General features: G+C 65.3%; 16 protein-coding genes, 2 tRNA genes and 1 pseudogene. 14 read left to right on the forward strand and 5 right to left on the reverse strand.

The window, feature by feature from the left end; translation table 11 throughout:
- Nucleotides 1-275: 275 nt before the first annotated feature.
- The 11 genes and pseudogenes from dnaA (at nt 276) to A5766_RS21755 (ending at nt 14163) form a co-directional block, all read left to right on the forward strand.
- Complete coding sequence (gene dnaA, locus A5766_RS21705; RefSeq protein WP_005205900.1) at nt 276-1916, forward strand: chromosomal replication initiator protein DnaA; 1641 nt, start codon at nt 276-278, stop codon at nt 1914-1916.
- A 569-nt stretch (nt 1917-2485) separates the two neighbouring features.
- Nucleotides 2486-3652 carry a DNA polymerase III subunit beta gene (gene dnaN, locus A5766_RS21710; RefSeq protein WP_005205899.1) on the forward strand — a complete coding sequence of 389 codons (1167 nt, stop codon included), beginning with the start codon at nt 2486-2488 and terminating at the stop codon, nt 3650-3652.
- 51 nt (nt 3653-3703) lie between these two features.
- Nucleotides 3704-4678: pseudogene (gene gnd / locus A5766_RS21715) on the forward strand (phosphogluconate dehydrogenase (NAD(+)-dependent, decarboxylating)); the annotation flags it as partial.
- A 12-nt stretch (nt 4679-4690) separates the two neighbouring features.
- Entirely contained in the window at nt 4691-5887 is a 1197-nt protein-coding gene (recF, locus tag A5766_RS21720) for a DNA replication/repair protein RecF (RefSeq protein WP_005205891.1), read from the forward strand.
- The gene (locus tag A5766_RS21725) at nt 5884-6447 is read left to right on the forward strand and encodes a DUF721 family protein (protein ID WP_005205889.1); all 564 of its coding nucleotides are present in this window, start codon (nt 5884-5886) and stop codon (nt 6445-6447) included. The genes recF and A5766_RS21725 overlap by 4 nt, the downstream gene beginning before the upstream one ends.
- Before the next feature lie 389 nt (nt 6448-6836).
- Complete coding sequence (gene gyrB, locus A5766_RS21730; protein ID WP_005205887.1) at nt 6837-8879, forward strand: DNA topoisomerase (ATP-hydrolyzing) subunit B; 2043 nt, start codon at nt 6837-6839, stop codon at nt 8877-8879.
- Between the two features lie 26 nt (nt 8880-8905).
- Nucleotides 8906-11395 (forward strand): DNA gyrase subunit A, encoded by a 2490-nt coding sequence (gene gyrA / locus A5766_RS21735; protein WP_005205885.1) that lies wholly within the window; start codon nt 8906-8908, stop codon nt 11393-11395.
- A gap of 142 nt (nt 11396-11537) precedes the next feature.
- Nucleotides 11538-12539 (forward strand): DUF3566 domain-containing protein, encoded by a 1002-nt coding sequence (locus A5766_RS21740; protein WP_005205883.1) that lies wholly within the window; start codon nt 11538-11540, stop codon nt 12537-12539.
- Between the two features lie 344 nt (nt 12540-12883).
- Nucleotides 12884-12957: transfer RNA gene (locus A5766_RS21745), tRNA-Ile, on the forward strand.
- Between the two features lie 63 nt (nt 12958-13020).
- Nucleotides 13021-13093 (forward strand) — tRNA-Ala (locus A5766_RS21750).
- 641 nt (nt 13094-13734) lie between these two features.
- Nucleotides 13735-14163, forward strand: a complete 429-nt coding sequence (locus A5766_RS21755) for a DUF1622 domain-containing protein (protein WP_005205881.1) — start codon at nt 13735-13737, stop codon at nt 14161-14163.
- A 15-nt stretch (nt 14164-14178) separates the two neighbouring features.
- On the opposite strand, the gene A5766_RS21760 is transcribed toward A5766_RS21755, so the two are convergent.
- The 3 genes from A5766_RS21760 to A5766_RS21770 form a co-directional block, all read right to left on the reverse strand.
- On the reverse strand, nt 14179-14952 hold the full coding sequence (locus A5766_RS21760; protein ID WP_005205879.1) for a cutinase family protein: 774 nt from the start codon (nt 14950-14952) through the stop codon (nt 14179-14181).
- A 179-nt stretch (nt 14953-15131) separates the two neighbouring features.
- Nucleotides 15132-16541: a DUF4190 domain-containing protein gene (locus A5766_RS25225; RefSeq protein ID WP_005205878.1), complete on the reverse strand. Its 1410-nt coding sequence runs from the start codon at nt 16539-16541 to the stop codon at nt 15132-15134.
- Between the two features lie 69 nt (nt 16542-16610).
- On the reverse strand, nt 16611-16787 hold the full coding sequence (locus tag A5766_RS21770) for a hypothetical protein (protein ID WP_210734711.1): 177 nt from the start codon (nt 16785-16787) through the stop codon (nt 16611-16613).
- Between the two features lie 68 nt (nt 16788-16855).
- Between A5766_RS21770 and A5766_RS21775 the strand changes: the two genes are divergently transcribed.
- Together A5766_RS21775 and A5766_RS21780 are read left to right on the forward strand one after the other, a co-directional pair.
- On the forward strand, nt 16856-17386 hold the full coding sequence (locus A5766_RS21775) for a peptidylprolyl isomerase (RefSeq protein WP_082933721.1): 531 nt from the start codon (nt 16856-16858) through the stop codon (nt 17384-17386).
- A gap of 197 nt (nt 17387-17583) precedes the next feature.
- Complete coding sequence (locus tag A5766_RS21780; RefSeq protein ID WP_005205874.1) at nt 17584-18288, forward strand: rhomboid family intramembrane serine protease; 705 nt, start codon at nt 17584-17586, stop codon at nt 18286-18288.
- Nucleotides 18289-18450: 162 nt separating this feature from the next.
- Here A5766_RS21780 and A5766_RS21785 read toward each other — a convergent pair whose 3' ends face one another.
- Nucleotides 18451-18948: a hypothetical protein gene (locus A5766_RS21785; protein ID WP_005205872.1), complete on the reverse strand. Its 498-nt coding sequence runs from the start codon at nt 18946-18948 to the stop codon at nt 18451-18453.
- Between the two features lie 79 nt (nt 18949-19027).
- Nucleotides 19028-19318, reverse strand: coding sequence for a cell division protein CrgA (gene crgA, locus A5766_RS21790; protein WP_005205869.1), 291 nt, complete (start codon nt 19316-19318; stop codon nt 19028-19030).
- Between the two features lie 531 nt (nt 19319-19849).
- Between crgA and A5766_RS21800 the strand changes: the two genes are divergently transcribed.
- Nucleotides 19850-20548 carry an aminodeoxychorismate/anthranilate synthase component II gene (locus A5766_RS21800; protein ID WP_039855590.1) on the forward strand — a complete coding sequence of 233 codons (699 nt, stop codon included), beginning with the start codon at nt 19850-19852 and terminating at the stop codon, nt 20546-20548.
- Nucleotides 20549-20551: the final 3 nt, after the last annotated feature.

Genomic DNA, 20551 nt, shown 5'->3' on the forward strand with positions numbered 1-20551 from the left:
CCCTCGACGCCGTCCGGGACGCACTATTTGTGATCTGCCCGCGTGAATTCAAGCCTTACGTTGTCGGCTTCGCGGTGGTTCTGTTAGCGTCGTTCCCCAGTGACGGCGACCGAAACGCCACTCACATCTCCACGACGCGATCGCGGCGTCGGACCCATCCCGACTTGGTTGTACACAGCTGTGGATAAGTGTGTGGACAAGTCGGCTCCCGAACCGGCATCGTGGGTCCCCGATGACTGATGCTGGTAATTTTCTCGGGGTGGGAAGGCCTGACCGTGACTTCTGATCGCGACTCGTTCGGCGAGGTCTGGCAACAGGTCGTCGCAGAGCTCAACGACGATTCCGCCGGCGGAGACCACGAACCTCTCACCCGGCAGCAAAAAGCCTGGCTCTCGCTGGTGCAGCCACTCACCCTCGCCGAGGGATTCGCGCTGCTCACCGTTCCGACGCCGCTGGTCCAGGAACAGATCGAGCGCACGCTTCGCGACACCATCCGCAGCGCGCTCTCACGTCACCTCGGGCAACCCGTCGACCTCGGTGTGCGGATCGCGACGCCCCCGCCGAGCACAGACACCCCCGCCGAGCAGCCATCCCAGGTCGGGGCTCCCCGCTCGTCGGCACCTGCCGGGGGAATCGGCCAAGCACCTATCTCCACATCGGGCGTCAACGTAAGTGACCTCGGCAACGGCCAATTCCCACTCGGCCAGCCTGCCCCGACAGACCACGCAGCCCCCGACTCACTGGGCACCGACTCATTCGGCGCACAGCAGTCCCCTCAACTGTCGACGCCCGCTACCAACGGAGCAGCGTCGGATTCACGAGGTGCTCCGACCAACTGGCCGTCGTACTTCGCAGAACGGCCGACCGCGGCACCCACACCCTCTGGCGCCAACCTCAACCCCAAGTACACCTTCGACACCTTCGTGATCGGAGCGTCGAATCGCTTCGCGCACGCGTCGGCCGTCGCCGTCGCCGAAGCCCCGGCGCGCGCGTACAACCCGCTGTTCATCTGGGGCGAGTCGGGGCTCGGCAAGACGCACCTGCTCCACGCCGCCGGCCACTATGCCCAACGGCTCTTCCCGGGAATGCGCGTCAAGTACGTCTCCACCGAGGAATTCACCAACGACTTCATCAACTCGCTGCGTGATGACCGTCGAGTCGCGTTCAAGCGCCGCTACCGCGACGTCGACGTGCTGCTCGTCGACGACATCCAGTTCCTCATCGGCAAAGAAGGTATCCAGGAAGAGTTCTTCCACACCTTCAACACGCTGCACAATTCGAGCAAGCAGATCGTCATTTCCTCCGACCGACCGCCGAAACAGCTTGCGACACTTGAAGATCGGCTCCGCACACGATTCGAGTGGGGCCTGATCACCGACGTTCAGCCACCCGACCTCGAGACCCGCATCGCCATTCTGCGCAAGAAGGCGCAGATGGACAGCATCGCTGTTCCCGACGACGTCCTCGAACTGATCGCGTCGAAGATCGAGCGCAACATCCGCGAGCTGGAGGGTGCGCTGATCCGCGTCACCGCGTTCGCCTCCCTGAACAACACCGACCTCGACAAGTCGCTCGCCGAGGTGGTTCTTCAAGCGCTGCTACCGAATTCGGGCACGCTGGAGGTCAGCGCGGCGTCGATCCTCGCGATCACCGCGGAGTACTTCGACATCTCGGTCGACGAACTGCGGGGGCCCGGCAAGACCAGGGCCATCGCGCAGGCGCGTCAGATCTCCATGTACCTGTGCCGAGAGCTCACCGACCTCTCACTGCCGAAGATCGGCGAAACCTTCGACCGTGACCACACCACGGTCATGTACGCCGAACGCAAGATCCGCAAGGAGATGGCCGAGCGTCGCAAGGTCTACGACCACGTCCAGGAGCTCACCGCGCGCATCAAACAGCGCGCTGTCGGCTGACCGGATCCTTCTGAACTCCTCGAGTCCCTCCGCTCCAACACGGTTGCGGAGGGAGTTGTCATTTCCGGGGCCGAAACGACAAGTCTCAACCCCAACCCAAGGGTCTCCGACGATCAGATCGAGTGGATTTTCATGTCATCTCGACGTCGCCGTCGACCGTTCCAGTGTCTCAAAGAGGCTGTGGATCGACTGTGAGTAAGGGAGGTGTTGATGTGTACAGAACGTGGACGATGCTCGAACAGAATTCGTCATGTGCACAACTCGACCAACCCACCCAGGATCCGTACACGTTCGATCCACAACCCTGTCGGTGCTCTGACATGGGATCCGTCGTGTTGTCCACAGTTTGCACAGCGCCTATGACTGTTATGGATCCCTCTCTTAAAAGAACTTCTTTTAAGAAGCCGTTGTGCACACCTTGCTCGAGCGGCGTCGTCGAGTCATCTGGATCTGACTCGCACAAACGCCCGGCGCGGCGTGGCGACTTGACCCCAACGACTCCCCGTCACGCGATCGCGCTCTAGAGTGGGAACTCCTGGCGAATACCGAGAGAAGGGCAACCACCGAGCATGAAGTTCCGTGTCGCGCGTGACGAGTTCGCCGATGCCGTCGCCTGGGTAGCGCGCAGTTTGCCGTCTCGCCCGCCCGTTCCCGTGCTCGGTTGTGTGGTCCTCCTGGCCGACGACGCCGGGCTGACCGTCTCCGGCTTCGACTACGAGGTCTCGGCACAGCAGAAGATCGGCGCCGAAGTCGCAGAACCCGGGCAGGTGCTGGTGTCCGGCCGTCTGCTGGCCGACATCACCAAAGCTCTTCCGAACAAGCCGGTCGACGTCTCGCTCGACGGATCCCGCGTCGCCATCACCTGCGGCAGCGCGAAGTTCTCGCTGCCGACCATGCCCGTCGAGGACTACCCACAGCTTCCCGACGTCCCGGCCGTGACCGGACTGATCCCGGCGCAGGTGTTCGCCGAGGCCATCTCCCAGGTCGCCGTCGCCGCCGGCCGTGATGACACACTCCCGATGCTCACCGGCGTGCGCGTCGAGATCGACGGCAAGACCGTCGTCCTGGCGGCCACCGATCGCTTCCGCCTCGCGGTACGCGAATTGGAGTGGGAGCCAGCCGATTCCGGCGCTTCGGGTGCCGTTCTCGTGCCGGCGAAGACGTTGTCCGAGAGCGCGCGGACCGCGAGCTCCGACTCCGGCGACGTGAAGCTGGCATTCGGCAGCGGTTCAGCACTCGGTGGCGAGGGGATCCTGGGCATCGTCGGCGAGACCAAGCAGACGACGACCCGTCTCCTCGACGCCGAGTTCCCGAAGTTCCGCCAGCTGTTGCCCGCGAGCCACACCGCCATCGCCACCATTGAGAGTGCACCTCTGATCGAGGCCATCAAGCGTGTAGCGCTCGTCGCCGAGCGCGGCGCGCAGGTGCGCATGGAATTCCGCGACGGATCCGTTCTGCTCACGGCAGGCGGCGACGAAGCAGGCCGCGCCGAAGAAGAGCTGCCCGTGCAGTTCTACGGCGAGCCGCTGACCATCGCCTTCAATCCGACCTACCTGCAGGACGGACTCTCGGCGATCGGCGTCGCAACCGTCGACTTCGGATTCACGACGCCGAGCCGTCCCGCGGTGCTGCGCCCGTCGACCGGCGACGAACCCATCGCCGACGAATCCGGAGCGTTCGTCGCACCCGACAGCGTTTTCACCTACCTGCTGATGCCGGTTCGCCTGCCCGGATAGCGGCTCAGGCGCCGAGTCCGAGTAACGAAACATCAAGGCAGCACTGATCTTTCACGCACACGCGAAGGGGAAGCCATGCAGCTCGGACTGATCGGCCTCGGCAAGATGGGTGCCAACATGCGCACCCGTATCGAGCGCGGCGGCCACAAGGTCGTTGGGTACGACCCGCGCCCGGAGGTCTCCGACGTCGCGTCGATGGCCGATATGGTGGCAGCGCTCGACGCACCTCGCGCGGTGTGGATCATGGTGCCTTCCGGCGAACCCACTCAGCAGTGCGTCGCAGAACTCGCAGGCCTGCTGGAGCCGGGCGACGTCGTCGTCGATGGTGGTAACTCGCGGTACACCGACGATGAGCCCCACGCAAAAACCCTGGGCGACAAGGGAATCGGTTACCTGGACTGCGGAGTCTCCGGCGGCGTGTGGGGCTTGGAGAACGGATACGGCCTGATGGTCGGTGGATCCGACGCCGACGTCGAGCGGCTTATGCCGATCTTCGACGCACTGCGGCCGCCCGGTGAGCGAGCCGACGGATTCGTTCACGCCGGACCCGTCGGCGCCGGCCACTACGCCAAGATGGTGCACAACGGCATCGAGTACGGCCTGATGCATGCCTACGGCGAGGGTTACGCACTGCTCAACGCCGAGCCGCTCATCGTCGATGTCGAGGGCACGATGCAGGCCTGGACACAGGGCACGGTGATCCGGTCGTGGCTCCTCGACCTGTTGGTCCGAGCCCTGCAGGAAGATCCTGGCCTCACCGAAATCTCCGACTACACACAGGATTCCGGTGAAGGTCGATGGACCGTCGAGGAAGCGATTCGCCACGCCGTGCCCGCCAACGTCATCTCTGCGGCGTTGTTCGCACGCTTCGCGTCGCGGGAGAAGGGCGGTTCGCCCGCGCTCAAGGCAGTGTCGGCGCTGCGTAACCAGTTCGGCGGACACTCCATGCAGAACACCGCGGGCAAGAACGTCGGCGAGACGGGAACGCCGGTTCAGAATCCGTCGAATACCGCTCCGCCCAACTGATTTCGACGTCCCGTGTTTGTTCGTGAACTACACCTGCGCGACTACCGATCGTGGCCTTCGGCCGACCTCACCCTTCGCCCCGAACCGACGATCTTCACCGGCCGCAACGGTTTTGGCAAAACCAACCTGCTCGAAGCGCTCTTCTACATCGCGACACTTCGTTCGCACCGGGTGAGCTCCGACGCGCCGCTCGTCCGGTCAGGGGCGACGTCGGCGTCAGTCGGAGCGACCGTCGAGAACGCGGGTCGTGAGCTCGCGGTCAGCCTGCAGATTGCTGCCGAAGGGTCAAACAAGGCCTGGCTCAACGGATCTCCATGTCGACGCCCGCGCGAGATCCTCGGTGTGCTGCGCGCAGTGCTGTTCGCCCCGGAAGACTTACTCCTCATCCGCGGCGATCCGAGCGATCGTCGACGTTTCATCGACGAGCTCGTCGCCCAGCGCGGACCCCGTTGGGCCGCAGCACGTTCCGACTACGACAGGGTGTTGCGGCAGCGTTCCGCGCTGCTCAAGACCGCGGGCGCGGCGCTGCGTCGAGGAGGATCCGACGCCGATTCGGTGATCAGCACCCTCGACGTGTGGGACGCTCAGCTCGCCGATCTCGGTGGCCAGGTGACGGCTGCGCGAATCGAGGTACTGCGTGATCTCGAGCCGCACTTCGTCGCGTCGTACTCGTCGATCGCTCCGCATTCGCGTCCTGCCGCGTTGAGCTATCGCGCGTCGGCGGGGCCGGAGCTGGTGCCACCGCGCGACGTCGAACCAGATTCGGAAACCATCGCGACACAACTACTCGAGCGCCTTGGGCAGACGCGCACCAAGGAGATCGAGCGCGGCGTCAGTCTTGTCGGTCCGCACCGCGACGACATCGACATTGTTCTCGGGTCCGAGGTGGCCAAGGGTTTCGCCTCGCACGGAGAATCGTGGTCGCTCGCGTTGGCGTTGCGACTCGGGTCGGTCGAGCTCGTGCGCAGCGAGGGGATCGAACCGGTCATCATGCTCGACGACGTCTTCGCTGAACTCGACGCCGCGCGACGTCGCAAACTGGTGGAGTTCACCGCCGGTGCCGAACAGCTGCTGATCACCGCTGCTGTCGCCGAGGACATCCCCGAAGGTGTCGGCGGCAGACGTATCGGAGTCAACGTTGTCGACGAGGCCGACGGCACGCGGCATTCCGAACTGATGTCCGAGGCAACTGAGAGCATGGACTCATGAGCGACACCCCCGAAGAGCAGCCAGGCACCGAGTCGCCTGGTGGCGACGCGTCGAGCGGGTATGAGCGGGCACGCCGCGCCTTGGAGGAGGCACGGGCGTCGGCGCGTGCTGCGGGCAAGTCGGTGGGTCATGGCCGGGCGTCGCCGATTCGACGTCCGCGCGGGTCGTCGAGTCGTCGACGCTGGTCGGGCGCCGGCCCGGATTCGCGGGATCCGCAGCCCTTCTCCAGGCTCGTCGGCGGCCTGGCGCGCGACCGCGGGTGGGAGCCTCAGATCGCCGAGGGCACGTTGTTCGGGCAGTGGCTGCAAATCGTCGGACCGGACATCGCCGCGCATGCCAAGCCAGAAGCGTTGCAGGACAAGGTACTTCACGTACAGGCCGAGTCGACGGCGTGGGCGACGCAGCTGCGGTATGTGCAGCGCCAGATCCTGGCGAAGATCGCCGCGGCCATCGGCGACGACATAGTGACGTCGTTACGGATCACGGGCCCCAAGGCGCCGTCGTGGCAAAAGGGCAAACGCAACGTCCCCGGTCGGGGTCCTCGCGACACCTACGGCTGAGCCAGATGAAGCCGGTCGAGGCGCGACATACACGCCGACACCGACAAACCTCGTCCGACGCCGCTCTGAGCCGATTTTTATCCCCAGACCACCGCCGATCGCGCATCTTGTGCAGAAAATCGATCTGAGCGCGCGTTAGCGGCCCCGGATGGTGCTTCCTGAGCGAATGAGGCAGTACACTGGAGACAGTTGTCCCGGCAGGGGAGATAAGCAGCCGTGACCGGCGGTCACATACGCGAGCGGGCGAAGGCCCGGCACCTCGTCGTGTGCCCGTGGTCGGCGCTGGTCACGTCACCCTGCCCAGCATGACACGACTGGAGTCCAGCCGTGAACGAGGCAGCGCACACACACCAGCGCAGTCGAGAGCAGAAGAGGAGCGGACGCACCCCGTGGCCGACACGAATGACAAGAAGAGCCGTAAGAAGCCAGGTGAGTACGGTGCCGAGTCGATCAGCATCCTCGAAGGACTCGAAGCAGTCCGCAAAAGACCAGGTATGTACATCGGCTCGACCGGTGAGCGGGGCCTGCACCACCTGATCTGGGAGGTCGTCGACAACTCCGTCGACGAGGCCATGGCCGGTTACGCCAGCAAGGTCGACGTCACGTTGCTCGAGGACGGTGGCGTCGAGGTTGTCGACGACGGTCGCGGTATCCCGACCAGCATGCACGCGACCGGCGTACCCACCGTCGAGGTCGTCATGACGCAGCTGCACGCGGGCGGCAAGTTCGACTCCGACGCGTATGCCGTGTCCGGTGGTCTGCACGGTGTCGGTATCTCCGTGGTGAATGCGCTGTCGACCAAGGTCGAGTTGGAGATCAACTACGGCGGCTACCACTGGGAGCAGACGTACAACTACGCCAAGCCCGGACCGCTGGTCCAGGGTGCGGCGACGCGCAAGACGGGCACGACTGTCCGGTTCTGGGCCGATCCGGAGATCTTCGAAACCACCACCTACAGCGCCGAGACCGTTGCGCGTCGTCTGCAGGAGATGGCCTTCCTCAACAAGGGCCTCACCATCACACTGACCGACCGGCGACCGCAGACCGCTGCGGCCGACGCAGTCGTCGAAGGTGATGAAGACACCGCTGAGAAGCCCAAGACTGCCGAGGAAGAGGCGGTGGCTCCCACCGTCACGAAGCCGCGGACGCGGACGTATCACTACCCTGATGGCCTGATCGACTACATCAAGCACCTCAACCGCACCAAGACGCCGATCCACCAGTCGGTCATCGGTTTCACGGCCAAGGGCACCGGTCACGAGGTCGAGATCGCGATGCAGTGGAACTCGGGATACTCCGAGTCGGTGCACACCTTCGCGAACACGATCAACACCCACGAGGGCGGCACCCACGAAGAGGGCTTCCGCGCGGCTCTGACCTCGACGGTCAACAAGTACGCGCTCGACAAGAAGCTCCTCAAGGAGAAGGACGGCAAACTCAGCGGCGACGATATCCGCGAGGGTTTGGCAGCCGTCATCTCCGTCAAGGTCGCCGACCCGCAGTTCGAGGGTCAGACCAAGACCAAGCTCGGCAACACCGAGGTCAAGAGCTTTGTGCAGAAGACGTGCAACGAGCACCTCGGTCACTGGTTCGAGGCCAATCCTGCCGAAGCCAAGATCATCGTCAAGAAGGCCGTCGACTCCGCGCAGGCCCGCCTCGCGGCTCGCAAGGCGCGAGAGTTGGTGCGCCGCAAGACCGCAACGGATATCGGTGGCCTGCCCGGCAAGCTTGCCGACTGTCGCAGCAACGACCCCACCAAGTGTGAGGTCTACATCGTGGAGGGCGACTCCGCCGGTGGCTCGGCCAAATCCGGCCGCGACTCGATGTACCAGGCGATCCTGCCGATCCGCGGCAAGATCATCAACGTCGAGAAGGCCCGCATCGACCGCGTCCTCAAGAACACCGAGGTCCAGTCGATCATCACCGCGTTCGGCACCGGCATCCACGACGAGTTCGATCTCGCCAAATTGCGCTATCACAAGATCGTGCTGATGGCCGACGCAGACGTTGACGGCCAGCACATTTCGACGCTGCTGCTGACGTTGCTGTTCCGCTTCATGAAGCCGCTGATCGAGAACGGTCACGTCTACCTGGCACAGCCGCCGCTCTACAAGCTCAAGTGGCAGAAGCGCGAACCCGAATTCGCTTACTCCGACCGTGAACGCGACGGACTGCTCGAGGCCGGTCGGGCCGCGGGCTGGAAGATCAACACCGACGACGGCATCCAGCGCTACAAGGGCCTCGGCGAGATGAACGCGAAGGAACTCTGGGAAACCACAATGGATCCCGCCGTTCGCGTGCTGCGCCAGGTGACCCTCGACGACGCCGCCGCGGCTGACGAACTCTTCTCCGTGTTGATGGGCGAGGATGTGGCCGCGCGCCGCAGCTTCATCGCCCGCAACGCGAAAGACGTTCGCTTCCTTGACGTCTGATCTCTCACGAATCGAAAAGGATACTGATGACTGACACCACACTCCCGCCAAACGGGGGAGCGGGCGATCGCATCGAACCGGTCGATCTCGGCCAGGAGATGCAGAACAGCTACATCGACTACGCGATGAGCGTCATCGTCGGTCGCGCACTACCCGAGGTGCGCGACGGACTGAAGCCCGTGCACCGTCGACTTCTCTACGCGTCCTACGACGCCGGGTTCCGCCCAGACCGCGGTTACGTGAAATCCGCGAAACCCGTTGCAGAGACGATGGGTAACTACCATCCCCACGGCGACAGCGCGATCTACGACGCGCTGGTGCGCCTCGCGCAGCCGTGGTCGATGCGGTACCCGCTGATCGACGGTCAGGGCAACTTCGGTTCGCGCGGCAACGATGGCGCGGCCGCCATGCGTTACACCGAGGCACGCCTCACGCCCCTCGCGATGGAGATGTTGCGCGACATCGACGAGGAGACAGTCGATTTCACGCCCAACTACGACGGCAAGACCAACGAGCCGACGGTTCTGCCCGCACGTATCCCCAACCTGTTGATCAACGGGTCGGGCGGTATCGCGGTCGGTATGGCCACCAACATCCCGCCGCACAACCTCAATGAGGTTGCCGACGCGGTCTTTTGGGCTCTGGAGAATCCCGAGGCCGACGAGGAAACCATGCTCGCGGCGTGCATGGAAGCCATCAAGGGGCCCGACTTCCCCACGGCCGCACTGATTGTCGGCAGCCAGGGCATCCGCGATGCCTACACGACAGGCCGCGGCAGCATCCGTATGCGAAGCGTCGTCGACATCGAGGAGAACAAGGGCACCACCACCCTCGTCGTCACCGAGCTGCCGTACCAGGTCAACCCCGACAACCTGATCGCGTCGATCGCCGAACAGGTCAACGAGGGAAAACTCAAGGGCATCAGTCGAATCGAGGATCAGTCCTCCGATCGCGACGGCATGCGCATCGTCGTCACCCTGCGTCGCGACGCCGTCGCCAAGGTCGTGCTGAACAACCTCTACAAGCACAGCCAGTTGCAGACCAGTTTCGGCGCCAACATGCTGTCCATCGTCGACGGCGTGCCGCGCACCCTGCGTCTCGACCAGATGATCCGCTACTACGTCGCGCACCAGATCGACGTCATCGTGCGTCGTACGCGGTACAGGTTGCGCAAGGCAGAAGAACGCGCGCACATTTTGCGCGGTCTCGTGAAAGCCCTTGACGCACTTGACGAAGTGATCGCACTGATCCGTGCGTCGGCCAACACCGACGCGGCGCGACAGGGCCTCATCGGGCTCCTCGACATCGACGAGATCCAGGCCGACGCCATTCTGGCGATGCAGTTGCGTCGTCTGTCCGCACTCGAGCGCCAGAAGATCATCGATGAGTTGGCCGAGATCGAACTCGAGATCGCCGACCTCAAGGACATCCTCGCCAAGCCCGAGCGTCAGCGCGCCATCGTGCGTGACGAGCTCAAGGTGGTCGTCGAGAAGTTCGGCGATGAGCGTCGAACAAAGATCATCGCCGCAGACGGAGACGTCACCGACGAGGATCTCATCGCGCGCGAAGACGTCGTCGTCACCATCACCGAGACCGGATATGCCAAGCGCACGAAGACCGACCTGTACCGCAGTCAGCGACGTGGCGGCAAGGGTGTGCAGGGTGCAGGCCTCAAGCAGGACGACATCGTCAAGCACTTCTTCGTGAGCTCCACCCACGACTGGATCCTGTTCTTCACCACCAAGGGTCGCGTCTACCGCGCCAAGGCGTACGAGCTTCCTGAGGCCAACCGCACCGCGCGCGGCCAGCACGTCGCCAACCTGCTGGCCTTCCAGCCGGAGGAGCGGATCGCTCAGGTCATCCAGCTCAAGACGTATCAGGATGCGCCGTATCTGGTGCTCGCCACCCGCAATGGTCTGGTGAAGAAGTCCAAGCTCGAAGACTTCGACTCCAACCGCTCTGGCGGTATCGCGGCCATCAACCTCCGCGGTGAGGACGAACTTGTCGGAGCACAGCTCTGCAGCTCCGACGACGACCTGCTGCTCGTCTCCCAGAAGGGCCAGTCGATCCGGTTCCACGCCGACGACGAGACCCTGCGACCGATGGGACGCCAGACCTCCGGCGTTCAGGGCATGCGCTTCAACGGCGACGACGAGCTGCTCTCGCTCAACGTCGTGCGTGAGGGCACCTACCTCCTGGTCGCGACGTCGGGCGGCTACGCCAAGCGCACTCCGATGGACGACTACCCGGTGCAGGGCCGCGGCGGCAAGGGAGTGCTGACCATTCAGCACGACCGCAGACGCGGCGTACTGATCGGCGCGATCATCGTCGACGACGATTCGGAGCTCTACGCGATCACCTCGGGCGGCGGTGTCATCCGCACGGCCGCCAAGCAGGTGCGCAAGGCCGGACGTCAGACAAAGGGTGTCCGTCTGATGAACCTCGATGAGGGGACAACCCTGATCGCCATCGCACGGAACGCCGATGAGCCCGACGTCGAGGCTGCTGCCGAGTAGCCCTGGGGGTTCGGCGCGCCAGTGTCGACCCCACGGCGGTCGCTTCAGCCAGTGGGAGCGGTTCAACCGTTAGTGTGGTGTGCAACGCCGGCCCGCGTCGTTGTGGCTGGGATAGCACGCGTTATGGAGTGAGGGAACACGAGTGAGCACACCGAACGACCCGGACGACAAGAAGTCGACGACCGGCCGGCCTTCGGGCCCCACCGACTCCGGTAATCCCGGGGGTCCGGCTCGGTCGTCCGGTCCGGGTCCTTCGGGTGCTCAGAACTCCGGGTCAGACGCGGTGACCCATCCCTCGATGCCATCGAAGAACCAGAGCCCGGTCGGAGCTCCCAAGCAGGGTGGCCTGGTGCCGCCCTGGCAGCGCGGTGGAGTGCCGCCGCAGGCACCCAACGGCCAGAACGGCCCGCCACCAAATGGGGGCCTGCCGCCAAACGGAAAGGGCGGCCCGCCGCCGAGTGGAAAGGGCGGCCCGCCGCCGCGCGGCATGGTGACCTCCGAACCGGCCGGGGGACAGGCACCGGTCACCAAGCTCGACAATCCCGCCCGCACGGACGGACCGTCTCGCCCGGCTGCGTCGTCGACCTCTGTGGGGGGCGGCACGGGTGCACGTACCGGCTTTGTCGAGTCACCTACGCGGACGATCGTGCGCGACCCGTCCGAGGACGAGCAACTGCCCGACCTCGACCAGATTCATCACACCGCAGAGGTTCGCCAACCCGCTGAGGTAGCTGCTGCGGCGGCTCCGCGCCCGGCACCGGCTCAGGTCGGTCATGCGACGGCGCTGCGTGCCGCCGTGCAGATCCGCCGGATCGACCCGTGGGCCACATTCAAGATCTCCGCCGTGCTCGCTGTCGTCGGATTCTTCATCTGGATGATCGCCGTGGCCGTGCTGTACCTGATCCTCGACGGCATGGGCGTCTGGGACCAGATCAACAGTTCGTTCGGCACCCTTGTCACCGCCGACGGGTCGTCGAGCGAGGGCGACGTCATCGGTGCAGGCACGATCTTCGGCTACGCCGTGCTGCTCGGCGCGATCAACGCGATCCTGCTGACCGCCATCGCCACCATCGGCGCGTACATCTACAACCTGTGCGCCGACCTCGTCGGCGGCGCCGAGGTAACGCTGGGGGATCTGGACTAGCCGACCCCGCTGGTGGGGCTGACCGCCGCTGGTGGAGTTGGCTCGCGCTGGTCGAGCTGGCCCCGCTGGTCGGGCTGAGCCCCGCTGGTCGGGCTGACCCCCCGCTGGTCGAGCTGAGCCCCGTTGGTCGAGCTTGTCGAGACCACTCCGGCAGGCCGCACTCGGTGGTCGTGCCGACTCCCGCTGATCGTGCCGACTCCCGTTGGTCGAGCTTGTCGAGACCACTCCGGCAGGCCGCACCCGCTGGTCGTGCCGACCCCCGCTGGTCGAGCTTGTCGAGACCACCCTGACCAGCCGTTTTGGTTGTTGACGACCTCGTCGGGTAACCTCAATCCTCGGTTCACGGGCCTATAGCTCAGGCGGTTAGAGCGCTTCGCTGATAACGAAGAGGTCGGAGGTTCAAGTCCTCCTAGGCCCACTGCGAGTGGTTGTTCGTCAGCCCGTTTCGCAACCCGTCGGTCGTATTTTCGACGCCCGGCACGGGGCCTTAGCTCAGTTGGTAGAGCGCTGCCTTTGCAAGGCAGATGTCAGGAGTTCGAATCTCCTAGGCTCCACAAGCATGTACTTCTCGGCCCTGGGACGCGCACCGCGCGGCGTCTGATTCCAGTTCGTATCGCCCTCGGAGCCGTTTCAGGTGCCCGGCGTTGTCCCGCGGAGTTTCTCGGGGAAGAGTCCACCTCCCGCGCAGAAACTAGGGGAAAGAACCTTTCCGCGGGTCCTGTACCTTTCCTCGAGTTGTTGCTAGGGGAAGGGTACGAGACACGGGGAAAGTCCCGCGGAGGCGCTGAAACTGGGGGAAGAAGTCCGCCAGCCGCGCAGAAACTGAGGGAAGAGTACGCCTGCCGCGCAGTTTCTCGGGGAAGAGTCCACCCGGCGTGCAGTTTCTCGCGGAAGAGTCCGCCCGCCGCGCAGAAACTAGCGGAGAGAACCTTCCCCTAGTTTTGTACCTTCCGCGTTCGTACATTCCCGCGGACTGTCGTCGACGACCAGCTTGGGCCGTACGCCGCCGGGTGGCAGCGTCGAGCAGAGACCACCCAAACCCCCGCCGCCAGCCGCACCCAAACGAACCGCGGCAGGCACACTCGGGCCCCAAACACGCCGACCAACACCTCGATCTCACAACGCGTGCCGTTGCACCGCCACAACGCGTGTCGTTGCACCGCCGCGACGGCGGACTGCTGCGTACTCTCTCCACATGCACATCGAGGAAGTCTTCTCCGGGGTCGCTGTGGCGTTCGAGGCGATCGGTGCGTTGACGATGGTCCTCGGGTTCATCATGTCGCTGATACTGGCCGGTCGAGCGCTCCGACGCGGTGAGGGCGGCCAAACCGCCTATTCGACGCTGCGCAACACCCTCGGCGCGGCGATCCTGCTTGGCCTCGAGGTGCTCGTGGCAGCAGACCTGATCCGCACGATCACATCCAAGCCGTCGATCGAGGACGCGTTGATCCTCGGAATCATCGTTCTGATCCGGACCGTGCTGTCGATGTCGATTCAGATCGAGATCGAGGGCGTCGTTCCATGGAGGCGTGCATTGCTGACCAGTGGTGCTTCCGTGGCCGGCAGAGAGATAGCGCGCGACGCGGCCGCACAGGCCGCCGCGTCGCGCACCGCCAACGACTGACTACAGCCGCAGCGACTACAGCCGCGCTGCCGCGTACTGCGCGGCCTGGACGTTCATGCCGTTCACGGCGTACAGCACGTGCAGCCCGTTCGGCTGGCCGACCGGAGCGCCGTCGCATACGACGTCGCCTGCGATGCAGTAGGTGACGGTCTTGGGCTTGTACCGCGGTCCGACGTTCATCTCAGGTGCACCGACGTCGCGGATCCACCGGTCCGACGGCGGAGCGAACAGGACGACGGCCTTCACATGCGGTTCCACCTCGGCCGGCATGGCCTTGGGAGCCTGCGACGCGTACTCGGCGTAGCGCGCGGGAACGGCAATCCCGCTGTTTGCTGCGTATGCCGCGACCGCGCCGCCCTGTGAGTAGCCGCCGAGGACGATTCCTGTCTTCGGGCACCGGGCCGCAGTTGCCCTGATGTGATCCTGCGCATCCGTGATGCCGTCGACCACATTGCGTACAAACGCCACACGGTTGTTGAAGTTGTTGCTGGCGGGGTAGTTGACGCCGTAGACAGCTACCGACTTGCCCGGCAGTTGCGACCTCAGCGCCTGCGCAAACGACAATCCCGTAAGCCCGACGGGCGGCGCGGTTTCAGCCGTTCCGCGAGCGAACACAACCTCGACATCGGGACACGACGCCGCAGCTGCATGTGGCGCTGCGGCGAGAACACCGCCGGCAGCGACGACGAGCGAACCCGTCAGGAGCGCTATCCGACGTACGGCACTGTTCAGGGGGGAGATGCGACGGTCACGCCCGGAACGCGAGCGTGGAAAAGAGAGCTTCGGCATGGAGATCCTTTGCGGAGTCGTGCGCCGGCAGACGTCGATCAGAGCCGACTGTGGACGAGAGTACTCACGGTATTCGTCCAATGTGGCGGCTCGGATGGGCCGGAGTGCACACCTATTCAACGATCGCTGAATCAATAGCAGCATCTGACCAGAAGACAACCGGTCAGGAGACGACCCCGTCAGAAGACGAAGATGAACAGATACACCAGAAGTGCGACGACGGCGACGGCAACCCACGTCCAGCCAAGACGGATCGCCACGGTCGCGAACGGCGCGCCGTACTGGCGTCGCGAGCGGATCTCATCGCGCGCGCGGTAGCCGAGGTAGATGCCGATCGGCGACGTGATGCCCAGTAGCGACAACACGAATGCCCAGATCGCCGTACGGTTCATCGTCTTTGTTGACGACGATGCCGGTGCTGCAGTCCGAGGCGGGGCCACGGGCTCCTCCTGGTCTTCGACGCGGGAACCGATGCCTTTGCGGTTCGACGGTTCATTCACGGCTGAGTATGCCTGCGTTGCTGATGCCTCGTCCGGGCCGACCGGTCGAGCGTCGCGCGAGGGAGTGCTCGCAGGGACGTCGCGCTGAGGCGGGACGAACACACGTTCTCCGGCTCGTGCGTACTCGCTTGTGCCGGAAGAACTTTCGGTCGGCGGCGGCGTCGTGCCAGCTCGTCCACTCGGATCACCGGCGCGTGGGGGAGGGCCGCCCGGCGCGCCGATCGCGGCTCTGCGTCCCGGGGGCGGTGGCACGGGCGCGCCCTGCCGCTGCGGTGGCGCGGACCCCTGTCCCGACGGTCTTCCCGCTGTCTGTCCGGTTCCTGGAGCGGGCTGCGCGCCGGGTGCGGGCGGGCGTTGCGGCGGGGCGCCGACCTGCCATCCCGGACGTGGACCGGTGTTCGGCGGAAGCGGCCGGCCGCCCTGTGAGGGTGCCGGGCCGGCCCCGGTTGCGGGGCGTGGGGGCGGCGGCCTGTTCCCGGTGAAGGTGGGATTGGCGACGCGCGGGCCGGGACCTGTGCCGGGTTGATCGCTGGGAGCGCTGCGCGGGACAGGACCACCGTCGCGGGGCGCGGGACTACCGTCGCGGGGCGCGGGACCACCGTCGCGGGGCGCGGGACCACCGTCGCGGGGCGCGGGACCACCGTCGCGGGGCGCGGGACTACCGTCGCGACGCGCTGGATCGACGCTCCGCGGTGCAAGTCCGCTGTCACGCGGGACGTAGCCGCTATCCCGCTGCGCAGGCCCGACGCTGCGCGAACCAGGCCCGACGTCGCGAGGCGCGGGCCCGACGTCCCGCGGCGCAAGCCCGCCGTCGCGCGGCGCAAGCCCGCCGTCGCGCGGAGCAGGGCCGCCGCTGCGTTCGTCGGTGCGGACAGACCAGCCCGACGACGGTCCGTTCGCGCGCTCCCACGGCGCGGGAGCAGGCGATACTGCGTCCCGGGCAGGCGTGGGACGCGACGTGGAGCCAGTCACCGGCTGCGATGGCCTGTCCGAGGCATCGTCGCTAGAGAGGGGAGCAGACCACCCCGATGCTCGGTTCACGCCCGCCTCGCTGTCGGCGTCGTCGGCTCGGGTGTCGTCGGAGTTCACGGGTCCAAATTACCTGCACCGGTGTCCCGAGACCGCATGGACCGTCGACTCGGCGACCTTGCGGTCGGGCTACTCGGCGTCGGAACCAGCGCTGATAGTGGGCGGCAGTTCGTCGATCCGAGGAACCGTTGCCGAGATCGGTGGGGGCTCCTGCCGACTCCGACGAAGTACGACGATGACGGCCGCCGCCACGGCCGATACCAGCGCGAGTCCCCCTGCGATGGCGAGCACCTGCTTCTTCTGCATGTGCACAGCGTGCCAGTTCGCTGCGGGCGGATGCCACTTCTGACACCTACCGGCGCTGAGGTGGTTGTATGGAGGGCGTGAGTATTGAAACGCAGACCGCGACCATCCACACCAACCGCGGTGACATCGTTGTCGACCTGTTCGGAAATCACGCACCCAAGACTGTTGCCAACTTCACCGGCCTCGCCGATGGCAGCAAGGAGTACAGCGAGCCCAACGCTTCCGGAGGCAACTCCGGACCGTTCTTCGACGGCTCGGTGTTCCACCGCGTCATCGAGGGCTTCATGATCCAGGGCGGCGATCCGACGGGCACCGGCCGCGGTGGCCCCGGATACCGCTTCGAGGATGAGTTCCACCCGGAGCTCTCCTTCGACCGTCCGTACCTCCTTGCGATGGCAAACGCCGGACCGGGAACCAACGGATCGCAGTTCTTCATCACCGTCGGCCCGACGCCGCACCTCAACCGTCGCCACACCATCTTCGGTGAGGTGACCGATCCCGCATCGCAGCAGGTTGTCGACGCGATTGCGACGACGTCCACCGATCGCTCTGACCGTCCGCTCGACCCGGTCGTCATCGAGAAGATCGAGATCAACTGAACACACCGCAGCAACCGGCGCGCGCGTCGCAGGTCTGCTACCGGCACCCCGACCGCTCGACCCTGCTCTCCTGCAGCAGGTGCGGGCGGTCGGCGTGTCCGGAGTGCCTTACGCCTTCGGCCGTCGGGCAACACTGCGTCGAATGTCGCGGCGACGACGGATCGCGGCGCGCGGCATCGAGCGTCGGAACCGCACAAATGTCGACGCCGAGGGTCTCTCGCAACACCCCGATCGGCACCTATGCGCTGATCGCCGTCAACGTGGTGATCTTCGCGCTCTGCGTGATCCAGGCGAAGTCGTTCGACGCCGGGCTCGCGCCTCTCTTCCAGCACGGCGACCTCGTGAGAGCCGACGTCGCCAACGGCGAGTACTGGCGCCTGCTCACCGCAGGTTTTCTCCACTTCACCGTGATGCACATCGCGCTGAACATGATCTCGCTCTACATCCTCGGCCGCGACCTCGAGACCGCGCTCGGCCACAGTCGCTTTCTGATGGTCTACTTCATCGCGCTGTTCGGCGGCAGCGCCGCGGTGATGCTGTTCGAAGCGGGCAACGTTCGCAGCGCCGGGGCATCCGGAGCGATCTACGGATTGATGGGCGCGATGCTCGTCATCGTGGTCAAAGCGAGAATTTCCCCGACCGGAGTCATCACGATCATCGTGATCAACCTGGTCTTCTCGGTGACGATGCCCGGGATCTCGCTTGCCGCCCACGTTGGCGGCCTGGTGTTCGGCGCCGCGGCGACAGCCGCTGTCATTTACCTCCCGGCAACGCTTCTGCCCGACGAGTCGCGCACGCAGCGCAACGCCTCACGCGTGGGGTGGATAGCGCTGGTCGTGCTGCTCATCGTCGCCATCGCGCTCGGCGTTATCGCCGGCAGCTCGAGGTCAGGCCTGCTCTGAGGTCGGGTCTGCCTTGAAGTCGGGCCTGCTCTGAGCGAGTCTCGGCAACACCGGTAATCAACGAGTCAGCAAGTTGTCCACAGGAGTTACTCACAGTGGGGATGAATTACACACATGTAATTCGCACCCCCGCGAGGTAGCTCGAGGGGTGATCGTGATGGGTCAGCCGTCGACGTCGAAGCCGGCCTGCCGCAGCTGTTCGGCGACGTCAGCGGGTGTGGCGCCGAGATCCCAGCGGCCGAAGACGTAGAGCTTGGTGTCGAGTCGTAGGCCATCGGACTGGCCATCGGACTGGCCGGTGGGAGCGGCGTCGTCGGGGATCACGTCGATCTCGAGTTGCCCGCTGCGACGTCCGATGCGGCGGATGTTGAGCACCTTGATCTGATCGATCTGCGCGGGCGTGCAGTCGCGCGTGCCCGACAGCGTCCGGATGTGCAGGACCGGGCCCGGACTGACCGCGAGGCGGGGCCGGATCGTCCACGCGTACGTCCCGAATGCCAACAGCAAGAGGCCGGCAACGACCATCAGGACCATGCCTGCGGGATCCGACGCCGCGATTATCCCAAGGACGACGAGAAGCAGGCCGCCGACCAGCAGTGCTGCGGCAGCGGGTCGCGGCGTCGACCATTCGCCTGTGGACAAGTCGGAACGGTTATCCACAGCAGTTACTCACAGTGGGGATGAATTACACACATGTGATTAACGGCTGTGGATGATTGTCCGAACCTGTTAGTGCAGGTCAGCGCCATCTCATGGTCATCAGAAGGCCGACGACCATCAGGGCGAAGCCGATGAGGAAGTTCCACGATCCGAGGTTGGCCATCCAGTGGAGAACCTGGCCTTCGCCGCCGTAGGTGGTCGAGCTCGCAGCGAGGTAGTAGACGATCAGCCATGCGAGGCCGAGGAGCATCAGACCGAGCATGACGCCCACATAGATGCTGCTGGAGGGACCGGTCTTGACCTTGACCGGCGTGCGCGACGCCGGGTTGATCGTGTAATCGGTCTTCTTCCGGACTTTAGACTTCGGCATGACTTCCTCTGTTGGGTGCAGATCACTCGCCTTACACGGTATCTCACCTGGTCGCCGCGTCCGACCCCGCTCGCTGGTGGAGTCACTCCGCTGGTCGAGCTGCTCCTTCGTTGGTCGATCGTTTCCCGCTGGTCGAGCTTGTCGAGACCCCGCTGGTCGAGCGTTTCCCGTTGGTCGAGCGTTTCCCGTTGGTCGAGCTTGTCGAGACCCCGCTGGTGATTTCGACTCGGCTGCTCGCTGCGCTCGCGGCCGGCTCAATCAGCGGTGGGGCGCCCGCCGGCTGGTTGAGCTCACCCCGCTGGTCGAGCTGCACCCGCTGGTCGAGGTTGTCCAGACCACGCGGGTGATTTCGACTCGGCTGCTCGCTGCGCTCGCCGCCGGCTCAATCAGCGGGAAGGGTGCCAACCCCTGCTCGAGCTCCTTTCGCTGTTCGAGCGTTTCCCGCTGGTCGAGCTTGTCGAGACCACCCTGACGAGCGCCGAGTAACCTGAGCCTGTGAATACGCCCGCCGTAGACGGAACCGCGCAGCCCCTGGGCCGCGTGCTCGTCATCGACAACTACGACAGCTTCGTCTACAACCTGGTCCAGTACCTGGGTCAACTAGGCGGCTCAGCCGCGGACCAGCAAGGCGGCCTCGACGTCACGGTCTGGCGCAACGACGACCCGGTCCTCTCCGACGCCGACGGCGAGTTCACCACTGAATCATTGCGGCGAGCGGTCGACGGCTTCGACGCCGTGCTCCTCAGCCCCGGGCCCGGCACCCCACAGCGAGCGGGCGCGACGATCCCGCTGGTGAAACTCGCGGCGTCGGACGAAATCCCATTGCTCGGAGTCTGCCTCGGACATCAGGCGATCGGCGCAGCCTTCGGCGCGACGGTCGACCGCGCCCCGGAACTCCTGCACGGCAAGACGTCGCAGGTCATCCACGACGACGACGGCGTCCTTGCCGGACTACCGGATCCGTTCACCGCGACGCGCTATCACTCGCTCACCGTGCTTCCCGAGACCATCCCCGACGAACTCGTCGTGACCGGGCGCACCGACACCGGCATCGTCATGGCCATGCGCCACCGCGACCTGCCCATCCACGGCGTCCAGTTCCACCCGGAGAGCGTGCTCACCCAGGGCGGACACCGGATGCTGGCCAACTGGCTCGCCGTCGCGGGCATCAAGGTCGACGCCGGTCTGGTCGACGCACTCGAACAAGAGATGGCCGCCGCGCTGGGCTGACGC

Source organism: Gordonia sp. 852002-51296_SCH5728562-b (genome assembly GCF_001665475.1).
Lineage (GTDB): Bacteria > Actinomycetota > Actinomycetes > Mycobacteriales > Mycobacteriaceae > Gordonia > Gordonia sputi.